This window comes from Glaciimonas sp. CA11.2 (assembly GCF_034314045.1).
GTDB lineage: Bacteria > Pseudomonadota > Gammaproteobacteria > Burkholderiales > Burkholderiaceae_D > Glaciimonas.
This window is the reverse complement of sequence record NZ_JAVIWL010000001.1, coordinates 1953296-1974791: the sequence shown is the minus strand read 5'-3', so window position 1 is coordinate 1974791 and position 21496 is coordinate 1953296. Positions and strand designations below refer to the sequence as shown.

14 protein-coding genes are annotated in these 21496 nt (G+C 50.8%); 5 read left to right on the top strand and 9 right to left on the bottom strand.

The window, feature by feature from the left end:
* Nucleotides 1-11 precede the first annotated feature (11 nt).
* Complete coding sequence (locus RGU75_RS08440) at nt 12-1646, top strand: acyl-CoA synthetase (RefSeq protein WP_322234866.1); 1635 nt, start codon at nt 12-14, stop codon at nt 1644-1646.
* A gap of 242 nt (nt 1647-1888) precedes the next feature.
* Here RGU75_RS08440 and RGU75_RS08435 read toward each other — a convergent pair whose 3' ends face one another.
* The 6 genes from RGU75_RS08435 to rocD form a co-directional block, all read right to left on the bottom strand.
* Entirely contained in the window at nt 1889-2287 is a 399-nt protein-coding gene (locus RGU75_RS08435) for a hypothetical protein (RefSeq protein WP_322234864.1), read from the bottom strand.
* Nucleotides 2284-2691: a hypothetical protein gene (locus RGU75_RS08430; protein WP_322234862.1), complete on the bottom strand. Its 408-nt coding sequence runs from the start codon at nt 2689-2691 to the stop codon at nt 2284-2286. The genes RGU75_RS08435 and RGU75_RS08430 overlap by 4 nt, the downstream gene beginning before the upstream one ends.
* Nucleotides 2661-3578: a DUF6402 family protein gene (locus RGU75_RS08425; RefSeq protein WP_322234860.1), complete on the bottom strand. Its 918-nt coding sequence runs from the start codon at nt 3576-3578 to the stop codon at nt 2661-2663. The genes RGU75_RS08430 and RGU75_RS08425 overlap by 31 nt, the downstream gene beginning before the upstream one ends.
* Before the next feature lie 422 nt (nt 3579-4000).
* Entirely contained in the window at nt 4001-7759 is a 3759-nt protein-coding gene (gene metH, locus RGU75_RS08420) for a methionine synthase (protein ID WP_322234858.1), read from the bottom strand.
* 167 nt (nt 7760-7926) lie between these two features.
* The gene (locus RGU75_RS08415; protein WP_322234856.1) at nt 7927-8889 is read right to left on the bottom strand and encodes a dimethylarginine dimethylaminohydrolase family protein; all 963 of its coding nucleotides are present in this window, start codon (nt 8887-8889) and stop codon (nt 7927-7929) included.
* The gene (gene rocD, locus RGU75_RS08410) at nt 8886-10121 is read right to left on the bottom strand and encodes an ornithine--oxo-acid transaminase (RefSeq protein WP_322234854.1); all 1236 of its coding nucleotides are present in this window, start codon (nt 10119-10121) and stop codon (nt 8886-8888) included. Before rocD ends, RGU75_RS08415 begins: the two co-directional genes overlap by 4 nt.
* Nucleotides 10122-10239: 118 nt before the next feature.
* Between rocD and RGU75_RS08405 the strand changes: the two genes are divergently transcribed.
* Together RGU75_RS08405 and RGU75_RS08400 are read left to right on the top strand one after the other, a co-directional pair.
* A complete protein-coding gene (locus RGU75_RS08405) occupies nt 10240-10707 on the top strand; it encodes an Lrp/AsnC family transcriptional regulator (protein ID WP_322234853.1) in 468 nt (155 codons plus the stop codon).
* A gap of 263 nt (nt 10708-10970) precedes the next feature.
* Nucleotides 10971-11369: a 4-oxalocrotonate tautomerase family protein gene (locus RGU75_RS08400; RefSeq protein WP_322234850.1), complete on the top strand. Its 399-nt coding sequence runs from the start codon at nt 10971-10973 to the stop codon at nt 11367-11369.
* 86 nt (nt 11370-11455) lie between these two features.
* Here the strand turns inward: RGU75_RS08400 and RGU75_RS08395 are convergent, their stop codons facing one another.
* Entirely contained in the window at nt 11456-12355 is a 900-nt protein-coding gene (locus RGU75_RS08395) for a LysR family transcriptional regulator (RefSeq protein ID WP_322234847.1), read from the bottom strand.
* Between the two features lie 262 nt (nt 12356-12617).
* Here RGU75_RS08395 and RGU75_RS08390 point away from each other — a divergent pair, with 262 nt between their 5' ends.
* Nucleotides 12618-13385: a class II glutamine amidotransferase gene (locus RGU75_RS08390; protein WP_322234846.1), complete on the top strand. Its 768-nt coding sequence runs from the start codon at nt 12618-12620 to the stop codon at nt 13383-13385.
* 73 nt (nt 13386-13458) lie between these two features.
* Here RGU75_RS08390 and RGU75_RS08385 read toward each other — a convergent pair whose 3' ends face one another.
* Both RGU75_RS08385 and RGU75_RS08380 read right to left on the bottom strand, forming a co-directional pair.
* On the bottom strand, nt 13459-19071 hold the full coding sequence (locus RGU75_RS08385) for an autotransporter domain-containing protein (protein WP_322234844.1): 5613 nt from the start codon (nt 19069-19071) through the stop codon (nt 13459-13461).
* Between the two features lie 598 nt (nt 19072-19669).
* Entirely contained in the window at nt 19670-20443 is a 774-nt protein-coding gene (locus tag RGU75_RS08380; protein WP_322234842.1) for an exodeoxyribonuclease III, read from the bottom strand.
* 393 nt (nt 20444-20836) lie between these two features.
* On the opposite strand from RGU75_RS08380, the gene RGU75_RS08375 reads away from it, so the two are divergent.
* Entirely contained in the window at nt 20837-21430 is a 594-nt protein-coding gene (locus RGU75_RS08375) for a YigZ family protein (protein WP_322234840.1), read from the top strand.
* Nucleotides 21431-21496: the final 66 nt, after the last annotated feature.

The following is a 21496-nucleotide window of genomic DNA, read 5'->3' as shown; positions in this document are numbered from 1 at the left end:
AGGAGACTAGCATGGCAGCAGATTTCGACACCGGCCTTGGCAAGAATCAAGCCAACTTTGTAGCGCTCACGCCCATCGATTTCATCGCTCGCGCCGCCGAGGTCTACGGCGACCGGCTAGCGATTGTGCACGGGCAACTCCGGCAAAACTGGCGCGAGACATACGACCGCACCAAAAGACTTGCCAGCGGTTTGCAGCGACTTGGCGTCAAAAAAGGCGACACTGTCGCCGTCATGCTGCCGAATACACCCGCGATGGTGGAGGCGCACTTTGGCATTCCGATGGCAGGCGCCATACTAAACGCGCTGAACATTCGACTCGACCTGACCTCGCTGACCTTCATGCTGCGCCATGCCGAAGCCAAAGTCCTCGTCGTGGATACCGAATTCGCTGAACTGGCGGGGCAACTCGCACAGCAGATTGCTGGTCTGACGATTATTGCCGTGCATGATTTGCTCGGGCCGCAAGCCGCGCCATTTGGCGATACCGACTATGAAGCGTTACTGGCAACCGGCGATACCGATTTTGTCTGGGAGCCGCCAACGGATGAATGGGACGCGATAGCACTGAACTACACTTCCGGCACAACGGGCGACCCTAAAGGTGTGGTGTATCACCATCGTGGCGCAACGCTGAATGCCATATCGAATATCCTCGAATGGGATCTGCCGAAGCATCCTGTGTATCTGTGGACGCTGCCGATGTTTCATTGCAACGGCTGGTGTTTTCCATGGACAATTGCCGCGCGCGCCGGCGTCAACGTGTGTTTGCGCAAGTTTGAACCAAAGCTGGTATTTGACCTGATCAAAGAACAGAAAATTACGCACTATTGCGCAGCCCCGATTGTGCATGCCGCATTAGCCAACTCACCCGCCGAATGGCGCGATGGCATACAGGGCGTCGTACGCGGCATGGTCGCAGGATCGCCGCCGCCCGCCGCCGTACTCGCAAAAATGGAAGAAATGGGCTTCGATCTGGTCCACGTTTATGGATTGACCGAAACCTACGGTCCCGCAGCCGTGTGCGCAGAACAAGCCGATTGGAGTGGACTCAGCGTCGACGCCCGCGCCGTCAAAAAATCACAGCAAGGCGTGCGCTATCACCTGCAAACATCGCTCGCCGTATTGCACCCGACGACGCTGCAACCAGTAGCAGCCAATGGCTTAGAAATTGGCGAGATCATGTTTCGCGGCAATATCTGCATGAAGGGCTACCTCAAAAACGAAAAGTCCACACAAGCAGCATTTGAAGGTGGCTGGTTTCATACCGGTGATCTCGGCGTGTGCATGCCCGACGGCTATGTCAAAATTAAGGATCGCAGCAAAGACATCATCATCTCCGGAGGAGAAAATATTTCGAGCGTCGAAGTCGAAGAAGCGCTCTATCGCCACCCAGACGTTTTAGCCGCCGCAGTAGTCGCCCAGCCGGACGAAAAATGGGGAGAAACGCCATGCGCTTTTGTCGAGTTAAAAGAAGGGGCAACAGTAACGGCAGCGGAAATAATCATTTTTTGTAAAAATATTCTGGCAGGATTCAAAGTGCCGAAAGCCGTGTATTTTGGTACGCTACCGAAGACCTCAACTGGGAAAATTCAAAAATTTGAATTACGCAATCGGGTGCACTCGCAAGCGGCTATTGATGTTTAAGTGGAGACTGCTGGATTAAATTGAGCTGGTGGGATTGACGCTGAATGTGGCGTATTGGAAAATATCATGATGAAACTTGCGGCCTGTTGAGATGTTAAGCAGGCCGCTTTTTATTAACAGAACAAAAATTTGTTCAGACTATATTTTTTCTTCGTATGGAATTTTCTGGTGAATATTTACATATTGAAATAGACAATCAGGAGGCATTATTAATGTGAACAGCCATTTTTTTCTGATATTTATCATGGCTCGCTTGAACTTCCCGGAAGGATAATTATGCCCTCGCCATCCTTGCCGCTTTCCTCACCATCCATCACTGCGAGTTTATTGCGCCACCAAGATTTGGTTGCCATTGGCATTCCGTGTGCGTAGGCTTCTCCAATAAAGTCTCCGGCCGCCGTATATGCTCTGACGTAACCGTCTACATAAAACAAACTGTCAGAACCTCCGCCCGGCAGCGGCATGAAGGGAATCAAGTCGTCGATGGTGAAGACTTTGTATCGCTGATAATAGAACTCCTTATTCGGGCTATATTGTTTTTCGCCGTACGGCGTTCCCTCATGCCAATTTTCATAAGAAAAATAAGCAAGCACGGGAAGGGCTATTAATATGAAAAGCCATTTTCTTCTGATTTTTATCATGGAAAACCTACATCTTTTGGAAACTTAATTCGTCCATCATCATCATTGTTACTAGCACCATCCATCACGACAAGAAAGTCATATATCCAGAATATGTTTGCCATCGGCATTCCGTGTGCGTACGCTTCTCCAATAAAATCTCCGTTTGCTGTATATCCCCTGACGTAACCGTCTACATAAAACAAACTGTCAGAACCTCCTCCTGGCATCGGCACGTACGGAATCCACTCCTCAATGGTGAAGACTTTGTATCGCTGATAATAGAACTCCTTATTCGGGCTATATTGTTTTTCTCCGTAAGGCGTTCCCTCATGCCAATTTTTATACGTAAAATAGGCAAGTACAGGAAGAGCTATTAATATGAAAATCCATTTTATTTTGATTTTGATTTTGATTTTTGCCACGGTAGCGCTATCTCCATTTTTTTAGGTACTTTTACCCACATCACATCCGAATACACCACAAAATCCCCACCTGTCTTATGGCGCGTTTGGTAGCGTCGGAAGTCGTCGTTAAAGGCAGGGACCACACTAGGAAATTGTTTACTCATGTTTGTTTTGTTTATAGCGCTGTACAACAACATGTAAGCAGCCATTTCATCTTTTGGAAGTAACCGCGTTTTGCTCCATACCCCCAAAGGAACCATTTCTTCAAAAGTGCTAGTAGTATTGAAGTCGTAGGTATCGCGTAAGTAAATGCCGATATGCTTGACATGAAATATGTCCTGTTGCAGCAACCAATTGGTGCTTGTTTCGCCGACTACGGCCAGTTTAAAAATGCCCTTGCCAACAGCACCGTATAGCTCGTCCATAACATCTAGTTTTGTGCCAAATTCTCGGTAATTCACCTGGCACTTACTATCTAGTTCACGCGCAGACAGGGTGCGGCTTCCTAACTTGCATGGCTCTATCGATTTTGGTTTCCAACCCCATTTTATTAATTTTTTAACAAGCTCATCCTTTCCATTATCCGTTGCCCAATTTTCCAAAACATCATCAAACGCCTCCACCGCACGCGGAAATTTCAGTAACCACGCCATCTTGATAATCTGGTCGTCATACTCCGCTGGCGTCAGTTTACAAGGATCAAATTTCCCTATTTTTACGTCGTTGGGCATCACCCAACCAGAGTCGTTCTCGAACCAGTGCCGCATAATCTGTGCGGCGATAGGCCAGCCCATTTTTTCCATGATGTCGGGGATGTCACGGAGCTGCATAATTTCTATTGCGCATTCCACTCCCTTACGATCACTGCACGGGGTTGTCATGGCGACTGCAATGGGTAGACTCATTTTTTGTCCACTCCGAATCGCGTTGGTAATGCGTCCTGTCTTGTCATAGCATTCTCAATAGAGTTGGTCATCGAAATTTACGACGAGTATCAACGCTATTGTTTGCATTTTTACGATGTTTGAATGCTTGTTAGGTGTTCGACTTAGTATCGGGGGTGTATCCATTCTGAATAGAACGGTGAGGAACGGACCGCATGTAGTGGCGCAGACGCAAGCCAGTTGCGCAACTGCCGATTGCTGGATACGAACTAAGAACGCGCCATATAATCAACGCTGATCAAGGCGGTTCAGCAAAGACTTTGAACAGCGGTAATCCTCATCAACGATCAGCGCGCGCCTATCAACACAGTCATCGATACCAACCGCTATCGTATTTGAGATATAAAAAAAGCCCTTTGAGACAAAGGGCTTGAACAATAACGTTACAGATTCGGTGCCATCCAGCGTTCGATTTCTTCCTTCGGCACGTCACGCCGTTTCGCCATATCGCTGACCTGATCGTCACCGATCTTGCCGACGACAAAATACTTCGATTCCGGGTGGGCCATATAGAAACCTGATACCGCCGCACCAGGAAACATCGCGTAGGATTCTGTGAGTAGCATGCCGATTTCTTCGCATTGCAATACCTTGAACATGTCGGCCTTGACGGTATGTTCAGGACACGCAGGATAACCTGGCGCAGGACGAATACCGCTATAAGATTCCTTGATCAATGCTTCACTTGACAGGTCTTCAGTCGGCACATAACCCCACAAATCTTTGCGCACCCGTTCATGCAAGTATTCTGCAAATGCTTCGGCTAAACGGTCTGCCAATGACTTCAGCATGATGGACGAATAATCGTCGTGCGCATCTTCAAAACGCTTCTCGTATTTCTCGATGCCGATGCCTGCGGTGACTGCAAACAAGCCGATGTAATCGGCGATGCCGGATGACTTCGGCGCGATGAAATCGGAGAGGCATTGATTTGGTCGTGCGACGCCATCAATGATCGGTTTTACCGTTTGCTGGCGTGCGCCGTAGTAGGTGAAAGCAACCTGCGTACGGGTATCGTCTGTGTAGACTTCGATGTCGTCGTCGTTGACTGTATTTGCCGGTAACAAGGCGATCACGCCGTTGGCTGTCAGCCAGCGTCCGTCAATGACTTTCTTCAGCAAAGCCTGACCTTCTTCGAATACTTTGCTGGCAGCATCGCCAACCACTTCATCGGTCAAAATGGCGGGATACGGACCTGCCAAATCCCAGGTTTGAAAGAACGGACCCCAATCGATATAGCGAGCAAGTGTGCCGAGATCCACATTTTTGAACAGGCGACGGCCTATGAATTTCGGTTTTACCGGCGCAAAATCCAACTTGGTACGATTGGCCCGCGCATCTGCCAATTTCAACATCGGAACGGCTTTTTTGTTGGCGTGCTGGACGCGAATACGCTCGTAATCAACGGCGATTTCGGCAACGTATTGATCCCGCTGTTCTGGCGTCAGCAGCGATTGCGCCACTGACACGGAACGCGATGCATCCGGCACATACACCACCGGACCTTCATAATTAGGTGCAATCTTGACCGCAGTATGGGCGCGACTGGTGGTTGCACCGCCAATCAACAGCGGCATTTTTACGCTACGGAAATAAGGATCGCGCTGCATTTCTTTAGCGACGTAGGCCATTTCTTCCAGCGACGGTGTGATCAGACCACTAAGACCGATGATGTCGGCATTTTCTGCCTTTGCCATTGCCAGAATTTCAGAGCACGGGACCATGACGCCCATGTTAACGACTTCAAAATTATTACATTGCAAGACCACTGAAACGATGTTTTTGCCGATGTCATGGACGTCGCCTTTGACCGTCGCGATAACGATTTTTCCCTTCGGCTTGGCGGCGATGCCGGTGCGTTCTTCATCAAGGCGTTTTTCTTCTTCGATGAACGGAATCAAATGCGCAACCGCTTGTTTCATCACGCGTGCCGATTTCACCACTTGCGGCAAGAACATTTTTCCTTGACCGAACAAGTCACCGACGACGTTCATACCGTCCATCAACGGACCTTCGATAACGTGGATCGGACGACCACCGTTATCCAGCAATTCCTGACGTGCTTCTTCGGTATCTTCGACAATCCATTGCGTGATACCTTGCACCAACGCATGCGACAAGCGCTGCTGCACCGTGCCGCTGCGCCATTCCAGGGTTTCTTCTTCCTTCTTGGCGCCAGCCTTCAAAGTAGAGGCGATTTCAATCATGCGTTCGGTCGCGTCATCACGGCGATTCAACACCACGTCTTCGACCCGTTCGCGCAACTCAGCGGGCAGGCTGTCGTACACGCCCATCATACCGGCGTTGACGATTCCCATGGTCATGCCAGCTTTGATCGCGTGATACAAAAATACTGTGTGAATTGCTTCACGCGCCGGGTCGTTGCCGCGGAAACTGAAGCTGACGTTCGATACGCCGCCACTGATTTTGGCGTACGGCAGATTCTGATGAATCCAGCGCGTGGCGTTGATAAAATCTACGGCGTAATTATTATGCTCTTCGATACCGGTGGCAATCGCAAAAATATTCGGATCAAAAATAATATCTTCCGGGGGAATGCCAACCTGTTCGACCAGAATATCGTATGCGCGCTTGCATATCTCAATTTTGCGTTCGTAGGTATCGGCCTGACCTTTTTCATCGAAGGCCATCACAATTACCGCAGCGCCATAACGGCGGCATAATGTGGCTTGGCGAATAAATTCCGGCAAGCCTTCTTTCATCGAAATCGAGTTGACGATGGCCTTGCCTTGCACGCATTTCAAGCCCGCCTCAATCACCGACCACTTCGACGAATCGATCATGATCGGCACGCGTGCGATGTCCGGTTCGGAGGCGATCAGGTTGAGGAAACGGGTCATCGCCGCTAACGAATCCAGCATCGCTTCATCCATGTTGATGTCGATGATCTGAGCGCCGTTTTCGACCTGTTGCCGCGCTACCGCCAGCGCTTCGTCGTATTGCTCGTTAAGAATCAATCGAGCGAAGGCTTTCGAGCCAGTGACGTTGGTGCGTTCACCAACGTTGACGAAGAGCGAACTGTCGTCGATGGTAAAAGGCTCAAGGCCGGACAGACGCATCTCGTGCGTCGTCTCGGGAACAACGCGTGGCGCAATGCTGGCGACGGTATCGGCAATGGCTTTAATATGATCCGGCGTGGTGCCGCAGCAACCGCCAGCGATGTTGACGAAGCCGCTTTCGGCGAAATCTTTTAGCAGCGATGAAGTCACATCCGGCGTTTCGTCAAACCCGGTATCGCTCATTGGATTGGGCAAACCGGCGTTTGGATAGATGCAGACAAAGGTGTCAGCAATCTTGGACAATTCTTCGGCATACGGCCGCATCAAGGCCGCGCCTAGTGCGCAGTTGAGGCCCACGGTCAGCGGGTTGGCATGGCGAATCGAATTCCAGAACGCGGGCACAGTCTGGCCCGATAAAATACGTCCCGATGCGTCGGTGACGGTGCCGGAAATCATGATCGGCAAGCGCAGACCGGACTCTTCGAAGAAGGTATCAATTGCGAACAAAGCGGCCTTGCAATTGAGCGTGTCGAAAATGGTTTCGACTAAGAGTACGTCGGCCCCGCCTTCGACCAGCGCGCGCGTTTGATCCAGATAGGCCGCAACCAGTTGATCGAACGTCACGTTACGCGCCGCCGGATCGTTGACCTCTGGCGAAATTGACGCGGTTTTTGGTGTCGGTCCCAACGCGCCAGCGACAAAGCGCGGCTTGTCCGGGGTCGAATATTTGTCGCAGGCGGCACGTGCCAAACGCGCTGAGGCAACGTTCATCTCATACGCCAGATGCGCCATGTGATAGTCGTCTTGCGCAACGGTCGTCGCACCGAAGGTGTTGGTCTCGATCAGATCGGCGCCAGCGGCCAGATACTGTTCGTGCACTTCGCTGATGATATGCGGTTGGGTCAACGACAGTAATTCGTTGTTGCCTTTGACAAACAATTCGCGACCGGGACCTTGAAAGCCGATGAAGCGCCCAACTGGACCACCGCGATAATCTTCCTCCGTCAGCTTGTATTGCTGAATCATGGTGCCCATCGCGCCATCGAGTATCAAAATACGCTGCGACAATAACTGCCGCAAATGGGTTTCGGTAGGAGATATCTGGTTGACGACGGGCTTCATAGGCTTACTTTAGTCTTTGAAATGAACAGGTATTGATCCGCAGTCAAAAAAATGCAAAAACCCGGTCGCAGGCAGCGCCGGGTTAGACATACGGTGGATAGAAGAAATTATACGTTAAATCAAAGGGTTATGTTCTTTGAAACAATAGCTTAACGCGCTGGTATGGATCATTCCTGGCAATCGACAGCATCCACTAGCCTGATAACTGAAGGGATGGTTTGTTGGCACGGCACAGGTTCATTTAGTTTTAAAGTGAGACATTTAGCCGCGCCTCCTGCTTTTAAGAATTCGGTGAGTGGTGTTTGGTGCACGATGTAGCCATGCTCTGTGAGCACATTAACCAACGCCACCGATGCACAATTAAGAAAAATGTGTTGGCCGCAATTGACACTATTGCATGCAAAATGCAAGGCGTCGTCTGCGCTGACAATCAAACGTCGATGCGGGGGAACACGGGCCGCAATAGCTATCTGTGATGCAGCATCAAAAGCGTCCGGGAAATACATCACTTCGCCGCCCTCAAGCGGGCAAAAACAGGTATCAAGATGATAATACCGCGCATCGACCAAACGCAGTGGTTGTACTTCAACGTCCAACAGTTGAGAAAGCGGTTCTGCGCAAGCCACGTCAGAGCGATGGCCGTGTCCAAACCACAACAAGTCATCATGACGGTCTAACAAGGCGTCCCCCGCCCCTTCAAATGGTAAATGTGATGCCAGTTTTAACACTTCAAATCCGTGCGCCGCAAACCAATGTTCGAAATGACTTTCTTCCGCTTGTCGTTCAACATGGCGAAATCGGGAGAGCACCACTTTATTTCCCCGTACTACGCCGCCGTTAGCGGTGAACACGAGGTCAGGCACGCCAGCTTTGGCAGGAATCTGTTGAACGATGGCAACGGAGGCAATTTCACTGACCAATTGTTCCCATTGCAAACTGGCAACATCGTGGTCGGCATGCGCAATATTGCCCGCCATCCACGGATTGATGACGTATGCGACTTCAAAGTAATCTGGCGCACACATCAAGTAAGTTGATTTTGTGGCGCTCAACGTGCTAGCGACATTGGCTTCGACCAATTCACTTTTTTCGATGCCCGCTTGCGCCGTGTCATATCCGGCGTAAGTCATGCGTAGCTCCGTTCCGCTGGCGCGGTGACCGATGGTATTGCTTCGAGTGCCTTACGAATGATGTTGAGTCCGGTGTCTATTTCGCTGGCGCTAATTATCAACGGCGGCGCAAACCGCACCACGGTTTCATGCGTGTCCTTTGACAACATGCCTAACTCCAGCAATATTTCACAAAATGCGCGGGCCGAAATAATGGACGGGTCCAGTTCCATCCCGATCAGCAACCCTTTGCCGCGCACTGCACGGATGGCCGGATGCGACATCGCGCGCAAGCCGCTTTGCAAGCGCTGTCCCATGCGGTCAGCGGCTGCCGCCAGATGGTCATCGCGCAGCAACGATAGCGCGGCGTGACCAACCGCAGCGGCCAACGGATTGCCGCCAAAAGTGCTGCCGTGGTCGCCCGGTGTAAACACGGCCATGACGTCTTCTCGTGCCAAAAATGCCGATACTGGCAACAAGCCGCCACCTAGCGCTTTGCCCAGAATCAGGCCGTCCGGTACGACATTTTCGTGGTCGCAAGCCAGTAGCTTGCCGGTACGACCCAATCCGGTTTGCACTTCATCGCAAATAAGGAGGACATTATGGCGTGTACAAATTTCTCTGCACGCAGCGAGGTAGCCATCGGGCGGGACGATAATACCGCCCTCACCTTGAATTGGCTCGACCAAAAAAGCGGCTGTTCGCGGTGTAATTGCCGCTTCCAGCGCTGCTGCATCGCCAAACGGTATTGATACAAAGCCTGACGGAAACGGACCAAAACCGTCACGATATTGCGGCTCGGATGAAAATCCGATAATAGTCGTGGTGCGTCCCCCAAAGTTACCCTTGCAGACGATGATTTCGGCACTGTTATCAGGAATTCCTTTCACCTTGTGGCCCCATTTCCGCGCGGCCTTAAGCGCGGTTTCGACAGCTTCTGCACCGCTATTCATCGGCAGCGCTTTGGGTTGTCCGGTCATTTCACACAGCAACTGCAAAAATGGGCCGAGTTGATCGGTATAAAACGCACGGGAAGTCACGGCGAGCCGGTTGGCCTGACGGGTTAAGGCTGCGACTAAAGTGGGATTGCTGTGACCGAAACTGACTGCCGAATAGGCGGACATCATGTCGAGATAATGCTTGCCTGTTTCGTCCATAAGCCACACGCCGCGCCCGCTGCTGAGAACGACAGGCAAAGGTGAATAGTTATGCGCACTGTAGCGATTTTCTAGTGCGATGGCTGGGTTTTTCATGATGCGCTCCGGTCACAGTTTATGATTACATGATAATCACAAAGCATAAAAATATTTGTGCATAATGAAGCATGTTTCGCTACTTAAACGCATGATTCGTGCAGGAATGAGATGATAAATGGAAAAATTGGATCGATATGACAAAATTTTGTTGCGCACGTTGCAGGCGAACGGGCGGGCGTCTAATGTCGAGTTATCGGATCGGGTCAATCTATCGGCACCGCAATGCTATCGGCGGGTGCAGCGGCTCGAAAAGGACGGCATTATTCGTGGTTACGCGGCGCAAGTAGAACCTGCGGCGATTGGTTTGGGCGTTACGGCATTTGTCAGCTTGAACATCGCGCGTGAGCAGTTCAAACAGGTCCGCAAGGTTGAACAAGCGATTCGCGCATTTCCGGAAATTCTTGAGTGTTACACCATCTCTGGCGATTTTGACTACTTGCTCAAAGTAGTGGCGAGCGATTTGAAATCGCTGTCCGGATTTTTGACCGACCGGTTGATGCAGGTCCCGGGCGTGGCGGGCGTTAAATCGATGGTTTGCCTGGAAGAGATCAAACCACCAAGCCCGTTACCACTTGCAGATTGATGGATCGATGGATCGATTGCCTTTAGCACAGAGAAGACAAAGAGTGCGAACCTGCTTTCGATCACACTAAGCGATCCATTGGTGACGATTAGTGCGTAATTTGCACGAATTATGTGTTTAGGGATGGCTGTATTGCGGATTCCGGCGCGGCTACACTTTGGTCTCCATCTGACCGACGGGTTCCCCGAGATCAGCAGCAGCCAGGAAAGCACAGCGCCGCTGGGGCGTTGCGGGCCAGTCCGAAATACTATTGAAAGCACATCATGCCCATACTTACTGTACTTCTATCAACTCCGCCAATTGCCATAACGTCGGCCAAGGTTGCGCAATCGCTTTCGCAATTGACTGCGGACATTTTGCATAAGAAACCGGAGCTTACCTCGATTGCTATTTCGCACGTCGATCCGGCCCATTGGTTTGTCGGGGGAGAGAGTTTGCACGCGCAACACAAAACCAGCTTCTTTTTGGCTATTCGTATCACCGATGAAACGAATACGGCTGATGAAAAAGCCGCCTATATCGCCGCAGTATTCAATGCAATGGCAGATTTGCTCGGCGATTTGCATCATGAAAGTTATGTACACGTGCACGATGCACGCGCCGCGGCATACGGTTATGGCGGCTTAACGCAGCAACAAAGGGCCGTGGTCGCAAAACTGTAATGCGCGAACCGGCGGTCAATCTTCCCAAAAAAATGACCCGCATCGCTCCCTCGAAGGTGGCCGCCGTTTTGACAGCATGCCGATCACTACCAGCGTGGCGTCCGATACCAGTCACTCGCAAACTCCACAAAAGCGCGCACCTTCGGCGAAAGATGACGATTTTGTGGATACAGCACATACAACTCACGTGGCTTTAACGTAAATGACGGCAATACGTGCACCAAAGCGCCGCGACGTAAATCTTCATGCACGATAAAAGAGGCGGTTGCAGCGATACCCAAACCGGCGAGCGCTGCCGAACGAAGCGCAATACCGGTGTTGGCTTGCAAGTTGCCGCGCACCGCAACCGGATGCGACGTTCCATCGGTTGCCGTGAAAGTGAATAGGCTTGGCTTCGAGGCGAGAGAATATATCAGGCAATTGTGGGTCGCCAGTTCCAGCGGATTTTGTGGAATGCCATTCCGCTGAAGATAGTCGGGAGAAGCCACTAACAGTAAATCACTTACTGCAAGTCGCCGAGCGATGAGGGTCGAGTCTGCCAAGTCATGCGCCAGACGCAGCGCGACATCGAAGCCCTCCTCAATGAGATCAACAAAACGGTCGTTACAGACCAAATCCACCCGTAACTGTGGATGAGCCATCACAAATGTCGGCAGCCAACTTGACAGTTCGATGGTGCCAAATGCTTGCGGTGCGTTGATGCGCAGCGTGCCGGACGGCCTCGCCTGATGGGAAGATATGGCTTCTGCCGCGTCATCCAGTTGATTAAGTATTTGTTTGCATCGCTCGTAATATTCCTGCCCTGCCTCGGTTAGCGAAAAGCGGCGCGTAGTACGATTGAGCAACTGTGCACCCAGCTCAATTTCAAGCTGGCGTATTTGTCGTGAAACGATGGTGTGCGACTGGTTGAGTTCAGCCGCGGCAGCGGTAAAACTGCCATTTTCCACCACCCGCCGAAAGGCACGCATCGCCGCCAATTGATCCATGACGCCTTGCTCCCAAAATCATTAACATCCAAAGTTATCAGATTCATCAATCGGTGACTACGAATGCTTTGGTACTTTGAAGTCTCAAAGGTGGAAAATCGCGCAGGTTGTGCCGTAGTTATCTTTGATTTTTAATAGGCTACTGCTCGTGTTGATATTTCTTTTTTGTCAAACGACTTGCACGTGGTAACGTTAGCAGTCTGTTTTCGCTTTGTTGATTCGTTGTAAAGCGGCTTTTTATACCACTTCTTGACCTGAAACCATGTGCCAGTTACTTGGAATGAATTGCAATGTCCCGACCGACATTGTATTTAGTTTTACCGGATTTTCGACCCGTGGCGGTCAAACCGACCATCATAGCGACGGCTGGGGAATTGCCTTTTTTGAAGGCAATGGCGTACGCCATTTCGTCGATTACCAGGCCGCTGTTGCCTCACCGGTGGCTGAGTTGATTCGTCGTTGCCCGATTAAGTCAAAAAACGTCATCGCCCATATTCGCAAAGCGACGCAAGGCCAGGTGGCGTTGGAAAACTGTCATCCGTTTGTGCGCGAATTATGGGGTCGCTATTGGGTATTTGCACACAACGGCGATCTTAAGGCTTTCGCACCGACGTTAAATGGCGCTTTTCGTCCGGTTGGCAATACGGATAGCGAGTTGGCTTTTTGCTACATTCTGCAAGAGTTACGACAACGTTTCGGCGAAAACTTGCCGACGACGGCCCAATTAACGATGGCGTTGCAAGAGTTGACTAAAGAGATCGCGCAACATGGCACATTTAATATGATGCTATCCGATGGGTCGGCACTTTTCGCCCATTGCTCGACCAATTTGTATTACATCATCCGCCAGTTTCCATTTGCCGAGGCGAAACTATCGGACGAAGATGTCACAGTCGATTTTTCTCAGGTAACCACGCCCAAAGATCGCGTCGCCGTGATCGTGACTTCACCGTTGACCACAAATGAAACATGGATGCAATTTGGCGAAGGGGAGTTAAAGGTTTTTATAGATGGTGAAGTACGACCCTGAATATCGTTTTATATCACTTCACCACCAGTTTGCCACATACAGCTAAAACAAATTCTGCATGCGGCGCAACTGTTTAAAAACCAATTTTCAATCCAATTGAACCTTCGACCGATGATCTGACCTGAGCATCGTCACTGTTACCTACCCTGAATAATTTTCCTACCTCACCATACAGGCTAGTCATTGGGGCAAGCTGCAAGGTTAATCCGAGCGCTGTTTCGGTTGAGGTGTAACCGACACTTGTTGATATTGGCGTTGTCGCAGCAGGATTCACAAAAGTCGTTGTGTCCTTCCCTGAAAATCCATGCCATAGATTTAAGCGTGCATAAGGCTGTAGATGTCCGAGTGAAGTCGCCATGTCCGTCGTAATACGGGCTCCAAGGCGGCCAAATACTTTTCCATTTGCATCCTGCTGCACAGTGGCTCCTGCGATATCTACGGTGTCGAGCTTGCTACGACCATAAATCAGTTGTGCTTGAGGCTCCAGAGCCCACCCATGGCCCAAGGAGAAGCGCTTGCCAACCTCAATCGATGCCATAGTGCTAAACGCATTACTATTTGATTGTGTGGTCGGGGCGGTAACAGAAAGTCGGTGCATGCCATACTGAAACACTAAGTCGGTATAGAAACCGTTGTCCAGGTACGTCCCATAGCCACCTATAAATTTACTATCTGAGCGCATCGTGCCAGCGCTTCCAAAAATACCTCCGACGTTTCCGTTGACGCTACTGTTTGTCTCAAGCGCGCCCACATATACGCCGACGCCCCAATTGTGACCTGCGTAAATGTCCACGCCACTCTGAAAGCCGCCCATGTTGGCGTGACTGCTCAAACTCGCGTCGCCTGCCTGAGCCATATTGATGTTACCGCCAATAGCACGCCCCCAGCCGCGCCGATTTGCATTGACCCAACCTTCATCACTGCCATCGTCTACCACAATCTGCCTATTTTCATCGCCAACACGCCGATGCAAGGTGGATAGCATTGCCAAATCACCTTGCCGCAATATATTGGGCAGCGCGTTATACAAGGCCACCTCATTACGATAGGCGCGATTGGTGGTAACTTTAATATCGGGAACTGCCGCAAAAGTGGTCAGATAACGTGTACCAGCCGCATCCGTCAGATGGTACTGATAAGCGCCCGCATCGATATGGCCACCAGCGTTTGCGAGCACAAACGTCCCGACATCCGCTGTCGCTCCATTTTGTACCAACACGACAGGGATGCCGCTTCCTGTGGTCAGCGCACCGAGCCCGCCGCGATTCACCACCAGCAAATTTGTCATTCCCTGTGCGATGGCTGCGGTACCACTCAATACTAAGGCATCCGTCGCACTGCTATCTACGCCGAGCTTAGAACCTAAAAGTACCGTGCCTCCATTGCCAGCTATCGGGCCGGTGATGGTGAGTTGAGTACCAGCCAAGAGTGCGTCGGAAGAAGAAAACAGACGCACAGTACCCCCGTTGTTCAGACCCGCGATACGTTGATCAAAACCTGCCAGATCCAGCGTCGCCCCAACATTAACTGTGTGCACGGATGCGGCACTGAAGGTATTGGTCGCCCCCGCGGCCAGCGTCCCGCCGAGGACAGTGGTAATCCCGCTATAAGTATTCCCACCCGTCAGGGTAGTTGTACCGGTCAGATCACGCGTCATGTTACCGCTACCACTGATCGCACCGCCGTAACTCTGGATATCGAGATTATCGAATACAACATTGCCCTTATCTGTAATGTTACGGTTTAATACGCTACCTGCGGTAGCACCGCTGCCGCCAATACGCAATACGGAAGTAGTATCGGCCACGTTAAGGGAAGAGGCGGCACTCTGCATCGATAGATCGCCAATAACGCGCATATCTGCACCGTTTGATAGCGTGATGGCATTATAGCTATTACCAATATTAAGGCCCCGCGTCATATCGTCTGCAGTAAACGAGCCAAAGCCACGACTGGCGTTTTGGGTGCCAGAAAATTCCAGTGTATTGCCCGTGGTACCGGCATTGGCCGTGACGTGACGTGTAGTTGCAAGGTCGACAGCACCAACCAACGCCTTGTTATTATTCCCTGAACCCAGGTTAATTTCACCCGCGAGTGTGCCCCCGGTCCAGTTGACCGTATTGGCACCGGAACCACCGTTGATTTTACCGGTCACTGCGCCACCGACCAGACTAATCTTGTCGCCGCCGTCACCGCCCAGAATCGCGACGTTAGCGTTGCTTGCTGCAACGATGGTCCCAGAGTTGATAATCATCTTAGCGGTGGTACCAGAAGCATCAATGACACCAATAGAACTGATGCTAGCGGAAGAGAGAGTTCCGGTATTGGTAATCGTGGCAGCATCATGCGCCACTATCGCTGCACCGCCGCGTGTATTACTGACAGTTATCAAGCCGCTGGTAATGACATCGCCGGTGGTCTTTGCCTGGATGCCGGTTCCACTCACACCCGATACGTTGATCGCGTAACGCGGCCCGACTACCACATTGCTGGCGACATCTGCGCCGGTGCCATACTGTTGGAACGCAATACCTGTTCCGCTTCCCAGAACGTTCAGCGTAACGCTGGAGGTTGGATCAAAACTGGTGGCTGTACGAATGGCCGAGCCACTGCTGGCGTTGATCGTTACGTTGTTGAGTTTGACAGCACCGATTTCAGCCTTGTTTTCGATACCTGCACCGGTTCCATTGGCTGTAATAGTCAAATTGCTGGCGTCGAGTGAAGCGGCATGGGTATCAAGCAGCACCCCACTGGCGGCGCCAGAGGTGGTAATCCTATTGTTGGTGCCGGTCAATGTCAAAGCCGCGCCATTCACCAATTGCACACCAGCAACTCCTGCATTGACAGTCACCGTGCCGAGGTTGGAAATTTCTGCATCGCTACCCGATGCCCTGACTCCAACACCGCCACCCACGGTAATGGTTCCCGTGTTATTCAAACGTCCAGCCTGCTGGACATCAATACCCATACTATCCGTACCGGTGAGGGCAATATTACCGCTGTTATCGAGCTGTCCCAAATTGCGTGTAATGAAGCCAACGATATTGTCCGCACTGCCGGTGAGCGCTTTTGCGGATGTCAATCTGGTCGCCGCATCGGGTGTCCCGACCAGCGCCCCAGTCAAACTATGCTGCTGACCATCGACCACGCCGCCAATGGCACCTGCACTATTAAGGTTGATGTCAGCCAATGCGCTAATATCGCCGGTAGCCCCGCCTTCAATCAGTACGGCAGTTGCGCCAGCGTTGTTGACGTTAATCACCGCATTATCGATTTTGATCGCCGTACCTGAGCCCGTACCTAACAACGCAGTACTATTGATACCGCTGGCGGTCATCTTCAATCCCTGACCACTAAAACTGGCACCGTCAGCAATGCGAAACAGCGTCGATCGATCGGTATTTACAATCAGATTCGCGGCCGAAACATTTATTTTGGCATGTGCGCCGTCAATAAAAAATCCGATTTCATCCGTGTTGCCAAAATCACGCAACACGTCTGCTCCTACATTAATCACGGCGTTTCCACGTGCCAACACACCGATAGCGCCAACCCCTGTCAAATTGATTGCGGAGTCAATATTGGCAGTCGCGACACCACTGCCGGTTCCCTCGGCCCAGACGCCATAATTGCGTGTTCCAGAAGTCGGATCAATACCGCCGGCTACCGTAATGCTGCCCGCGATCGTGGACGTTATTTCAGATCCGAAACTGCCTGTATCGAGAACTTTAATTCCGACATTATTCGCGCCGACTACAGAAATTGCACCATTGTTGATCGCGCCAGCGCCAGTACCCACAGTTGAATCCAGCACTAGAAAGCCGACATTTTGAAGCGGGGCAGCCAGCCCAGCGCCACCGTTGACATTTATTGCGCCATTATTGGTGGCACTAAAATTCGTCGCGCCGAGCACGGCAATTCCCGCCGCATCCTGGACTAGCGACCCGAGCGTCAACGTACCGTCATTCACAATAGAAACATTGTTACCATTCGTCATGATGGCAGCGTTGATGACATTTCCCTTATTGATGGCGACGTCAGGAACTATGTCCCCTGCGTGCGCTTGCGGTGCACGTCCAATATAAATGGTACCGCTCGCTTGATTAACAAAGCTGCCGGCTCCCTGGATCAGAACGCCGAAGGCTTGACCATTTGGTGCCGATGCATTAGTGCTGCCCCAACTCTCGCTAATATTAATAATCCCGCTGTTACTCGCTGCAGCGCCGCCACCATTTAAAAAAATTCCGATTGCTTGCGCTGGCCCTCCTTCTAACGCCGCATTAATGATGCCGGTATTCGTAAAGACACCATTATTGGTCACTTGTGCACCGAAGCTTTGATATAGGTTACCTTGTGAGAGTGGTCCTTGCGGCACTCGCGTGCCGTCGGCATTCAGCCATGCCCCAGACGTAACGACGCCGCTGTTGACGCCAGTGCTGCCGGCCCCGTCAATCGTCATCGCAATTGACCGAAGTGTGCTGCCACTGAACTGCATCACAGATAGCAGGCCGTTATTAATAATGTGCCCCCCTCCATCAGCGCGTAAGGCGCCGTCAGTCGAGCCCGCAACTTCCAATACACCGGTGCCTGTTAGTGTCGCCGTTGCATTGGTGCCGGAAGCGTGCATGACACTCAGATATTTGACGTCAAGGGCAGCAGCGTCCGTCGTATTGGCCTGTCCGTTGGTCCATTGTGGGGCACTCACCGTAATCGGCGTCTCTGCTCCCAATGCTTGTTTAAAGGCGGCATTGTAAGCCGCCTGAGTGAGGCCGAATGATCCTGTCACCAAGCTAATAAGATAGGCGTTGTAGGTTTGCAAGGCGACCGGATTTGTGACGGAAAACAACGCACCGTCCGGCGCGATGACAGCCCCTCCAAATTGCGTAACGTAGCCTTGAATAGTTGTCGCCGCAACCGGAGCGATGACCGGCGTGCTCTCGAAAATAATACGATTTTTTGACGTCCAGTTAATGTTGCTGGCAGCGCTACCCGTACCGTCGGCAAAAGTAATATCCGTTTGCCTCGCGGCAATCTTTAACGCATTCCCACTGTCTGTGGTGTTGACGTTATCACCAATATTGACGTTCAGTGTGCCGCCTGTGTGGTCGACGCTCGCCATCCCGGCCTGAATATATAAATTGGCAGTGCCGGGCGTTGCGACAATAAATCCGAAATTCCCCGCGTCTCCGATTGTGGCATAGCTAAGGCTGGCGTCGGTATATACAGAAACTGTCCGATTCACTTTCGTCACCGGATCCACTTGTGTGACTGAAGCGTTCTGATTTGTAGGGCTAACAGCCCAGTAGTTATTGAGGTTCAAGGGCAATGCAATAGGATTGCTTTGAAGATTTGGCAGGTTCGCGGCATTGGCCGTATTGAGTGTGTAGCTATTGAAGATGGCGCCATTTCCTACCACCGCGTTCGCATTGAACGGGGTCGTGAAGGCAGCCGTATTTCCATTGCTCACGGTTGTTAATGTCTGGCTGTAACTGTTGCCCGCAGGGGCAATATAGCTTTGGGCAAAACTGTTCAAAGCTGGAATACCAATGAACGCCAGTGCAGTCATCGACAGAATAGCGGTGGATCTGCTGCCCTTGCTACTTTTAACTCTGCCCTTAGCATTCTCGGAGACAACTATCCAAGAACCAGTAGCTTCATTCCATACAGATTTATAAATTTTATTCACGTTTGTGCCTTTTAAAATTGACATCTATAGATGTTTCTACTGAATAAAAAAAAGGCCACTTATTCGGCGACGCATAAAAAATAAGCCAAAAAAATATTTTTTATATGGCATTTCTGATGGCAAAGTTACATTTTGAGAAGGGAGGCAGTCAATGCGATTAATGACAGGTAGCGCACAGAATAAATTGCAAAAAAATCGAAAAAAGAGACACGATTTTTTAGGCGTGGCGGACTGCGGATGCGGTCCCAGCGCAGCCGGACGCTACTTCGTTTTCGTAACGAAATATTGGCGATATTAGAGGGAAAATGTCGGCTTGACGGCGACGAAATAAAACCGGGAAAGAGCTACCGTTTCGTGAAAAGAATCCGGCAAAAATCCACCGTGAACGCTCACTGGGTAGCGGTACGGTGGATGGGTAAAGCTGCCAACTTTTACAGGCTAGTTTTTAGCGTGAACAACACAGCTCGATAATTGAACACGCGTTAACCAAGCGCGGAATATGACAATCAATGCAGGGAGTTATCGGCGCAGGTAAGTGGAAAAGATGAGGCAACTCACCTATCCAATTTTTGCCGGAATTTAAAGCTTATTTTTAAACTTATTGATCCGCGTAATCAATCGTCAGCGGAGCATGATCGGAAAAGCGCTCATCCTTGTAGATGGCGACGGTGTGTGCTTTTGCGGCAATGCCTGGCGTCGAGATATGATAATCGATACGCCAACCAACATTTTTAGCCCAAGCCTGGCCGCGATTGCTCCACCAGGTGTATTGCTCTGGGCGTGGGTCCACCGTCCGAAACACATCGACTAACGCGACCTCATCAAATAACTGGGTCAGCCAAGCGCGTTCTTCAGGCAAGAATCCGGAATTCTTTTTATTCCCTTTGAAGTTTTTCAAATCGATTTCGTGATGGGCGATATTCCAGTCGCCGCAGATCACGACTTCCCGCCCGCTGGCTTTCAACTCTTGCAAATGCGGTAGAAAACTTTCCATAAAGCGAAATTTTGCTAATTGACGTTCTTCGCCGGACGATCCTGATGGGCAATACAGTGAAATCACCGTTAGATCGCCAAAGTCACATTCAACGTAACGGCCTTCCGCATCAAACTCCGGGTTTCCAAATCCAATCCGGACCGCGTTTGGGGCGCGTTTGCTGTAAAGTCCAACGCCTGAATAGCCTTTCTTCTCCGCATAGTGGAAGTGGCCGACGTAACCTTCTGGCGCGAGCATTTCAGGCGACATGTCAGGAGCTTGGGCTTTCAACTCCTGCACGCAAATAAAATCGGCAGATTGTTTGCTCATCCATTCAAAAAAACCCTTTTTAGTGGCGGAGCGAATACCGTTGAGATTGGCAGAAATAATTCTTGGCATAGAGATGTCGACAATAAAGGTGTTAAAACAAGTGCTGTTAAGAGGGAATAGAGAAAAACAACCGCAGCAAAGTCGATCAGCTATTCTGGAACATCAGGATAACCGATCTGGCGGTCGGGTCAAATGACGGTATGTTGTAAACTAGAAGTAGGGAATTGGAAGGTCGCCTAAAAGGTGTGTGACATTTCACCAATTGGCATAACGAAAAATGGATTGCGTGCGATAGTTCGCATCAACTTCAGGTGACTTTACTTCAATGTAATCTGCCCGGGCCTAACTGACATGACTAGCATTTATGTAAGCAACACCCTTTCGAGCAAGAGTATTTCTAGACTCCAATGTCTTTTTATCAATAAAAACTCTATTTCTACGACCAATTAACGCGGATCAAACATGGCATTTAGCTTAGCTCAACCTGCGCATAGCAAAATTGATATTAAGAAAAGTACGTTTATCGGTTTTGTCACCGCTGTTGCCGGACGACCTGAAGCTTTGACTGAAATCGCCAGATTGCGCGGCGAACACCCGAATGCCACCCATGTTTGTTGGGCGCTGTTGGCTGGCGGTCATTCTGGCGCATCGGATGATGGCGAACCGGGCGGTACCGCTGGTTTGCCGATGCTCAATGTATTACGCCATCAGAATTTGGAACAGGTTCTGGCGGTCGTGGTTCGTTATTATGGTGGCATTCGATTGGGCGCTGGGGGTCTAGTACGTGCTTATACCGATACGGTGGCACAAGCCCTATTAACGGCAGAAAAAATCGCATTGGTCGTGACTGTCACGCTGCGCGCCGCTGTACCGTATGCCTTGGAAGGACCTTTACGACGGTTGCTACAGCAAAGCGGTGCAATCTTGGCTGAAGTGACTCATACCGACGTGGTCAGCATGTGCTTTTCGTTACCACTTTCTGCAGCACCGGGATTTCAGCGAGAGGCAAATGACATCTGCCATGGTTCTTTGCAATGGCGCGAAGAGAGTCTTTAATTCGCCGATCCGTCCTGCTAGCCCATGGCGATTGCCAGCATCAATTTCCAAGCAGTCTAGTCCCAG

Excerpts from the sequence above, each read along its gene's own strand:
- RGU75_RS08440 (WP_322234866.1), top strand. The coding sequence starts at position 12 with ATGGCAGCAGATTTCGACACCGGCCTTGGCAAGAATCAAGCCAACTTT.
- RGU75_RS08435 (WP_322234864.1), bottom strand. The coding sequence starts at position 2,287 with ATGATAAAAATCAGAAGAAAATGGCTTTTCATATTAATAGCCCTTCCC.
- RGU75_RS08425 (WP_322234860.1), bottom strand. The coding sequence starts at position 3,578 with ATGAGTCTACCCATTGCAGTCGCCATGACAACCCCGTGCAGTGATCGT.
- metH (WP_322234858.1), bottom strand. The coding sequence starts at position 7,759 with ATGAAGCCCGTCGTCAACCAGATATCTCCTACCGAAACCCATTTGCGG.
- RGU75_RS08415 (WP_322234856.1), bottom strand. The coding sequence starts at position 8,889 with ATGACTTACGCCGGATATGACACGGCGCAAGCGGGCATCGAAAAAAGT.
- rocD (WP_322234854.1), bottom strand. The coding sequence starts at position 10,121 with ATGAAAAACCCAGCCATCGCACTAGAAAATCGCTACAGTGCGCATAAC.
- RGU75_RS08405 (WP_322234853.1), top strand. The coding sequence starts at position 10,240 with ATGGAAAAATTGGATCGATATGACAAAATTTTGTTGCGCACGTTGCAG.
- RGU75_RS08400 (WP_322234850.1), top strand. The coding sequence starts at position 10,971 with ATGCCCATACTTACTGTACTTCTATCAACTCCGCCAATTGCCATAACG.
- RGU75_RS08395 (WP_322234847.1), bottom strand. The coding sequence starts at position 12,355 with ATGGATCAATTGGCGGCGATGCGTGCCTTTCGGCGGGTGGTGGAAAAT.
- RGU75_RS08390 (WP_322234846.1), top strand. The coding sequence starts at position 12,618 with ATGTGCCAGTTACTTGGAATGAATTGCAATGTCCCGACCGACATTGTA.
- RGU75_RS08380 (WP_322234842.1), bottom strand. The coding sequence starts at position 20,443 with ATGCCAAGAATTATTTCTGCCAATCTCAACGGTATTCGCTCCGCCACT.
- RGU75_RS08375 (WP_322234840.1), top strand. The coding sequence starts at position 20,837 with ATGGCATTTAGCTTAGCTCAACCTGCGCATAGCAAAATTGATATTAAG.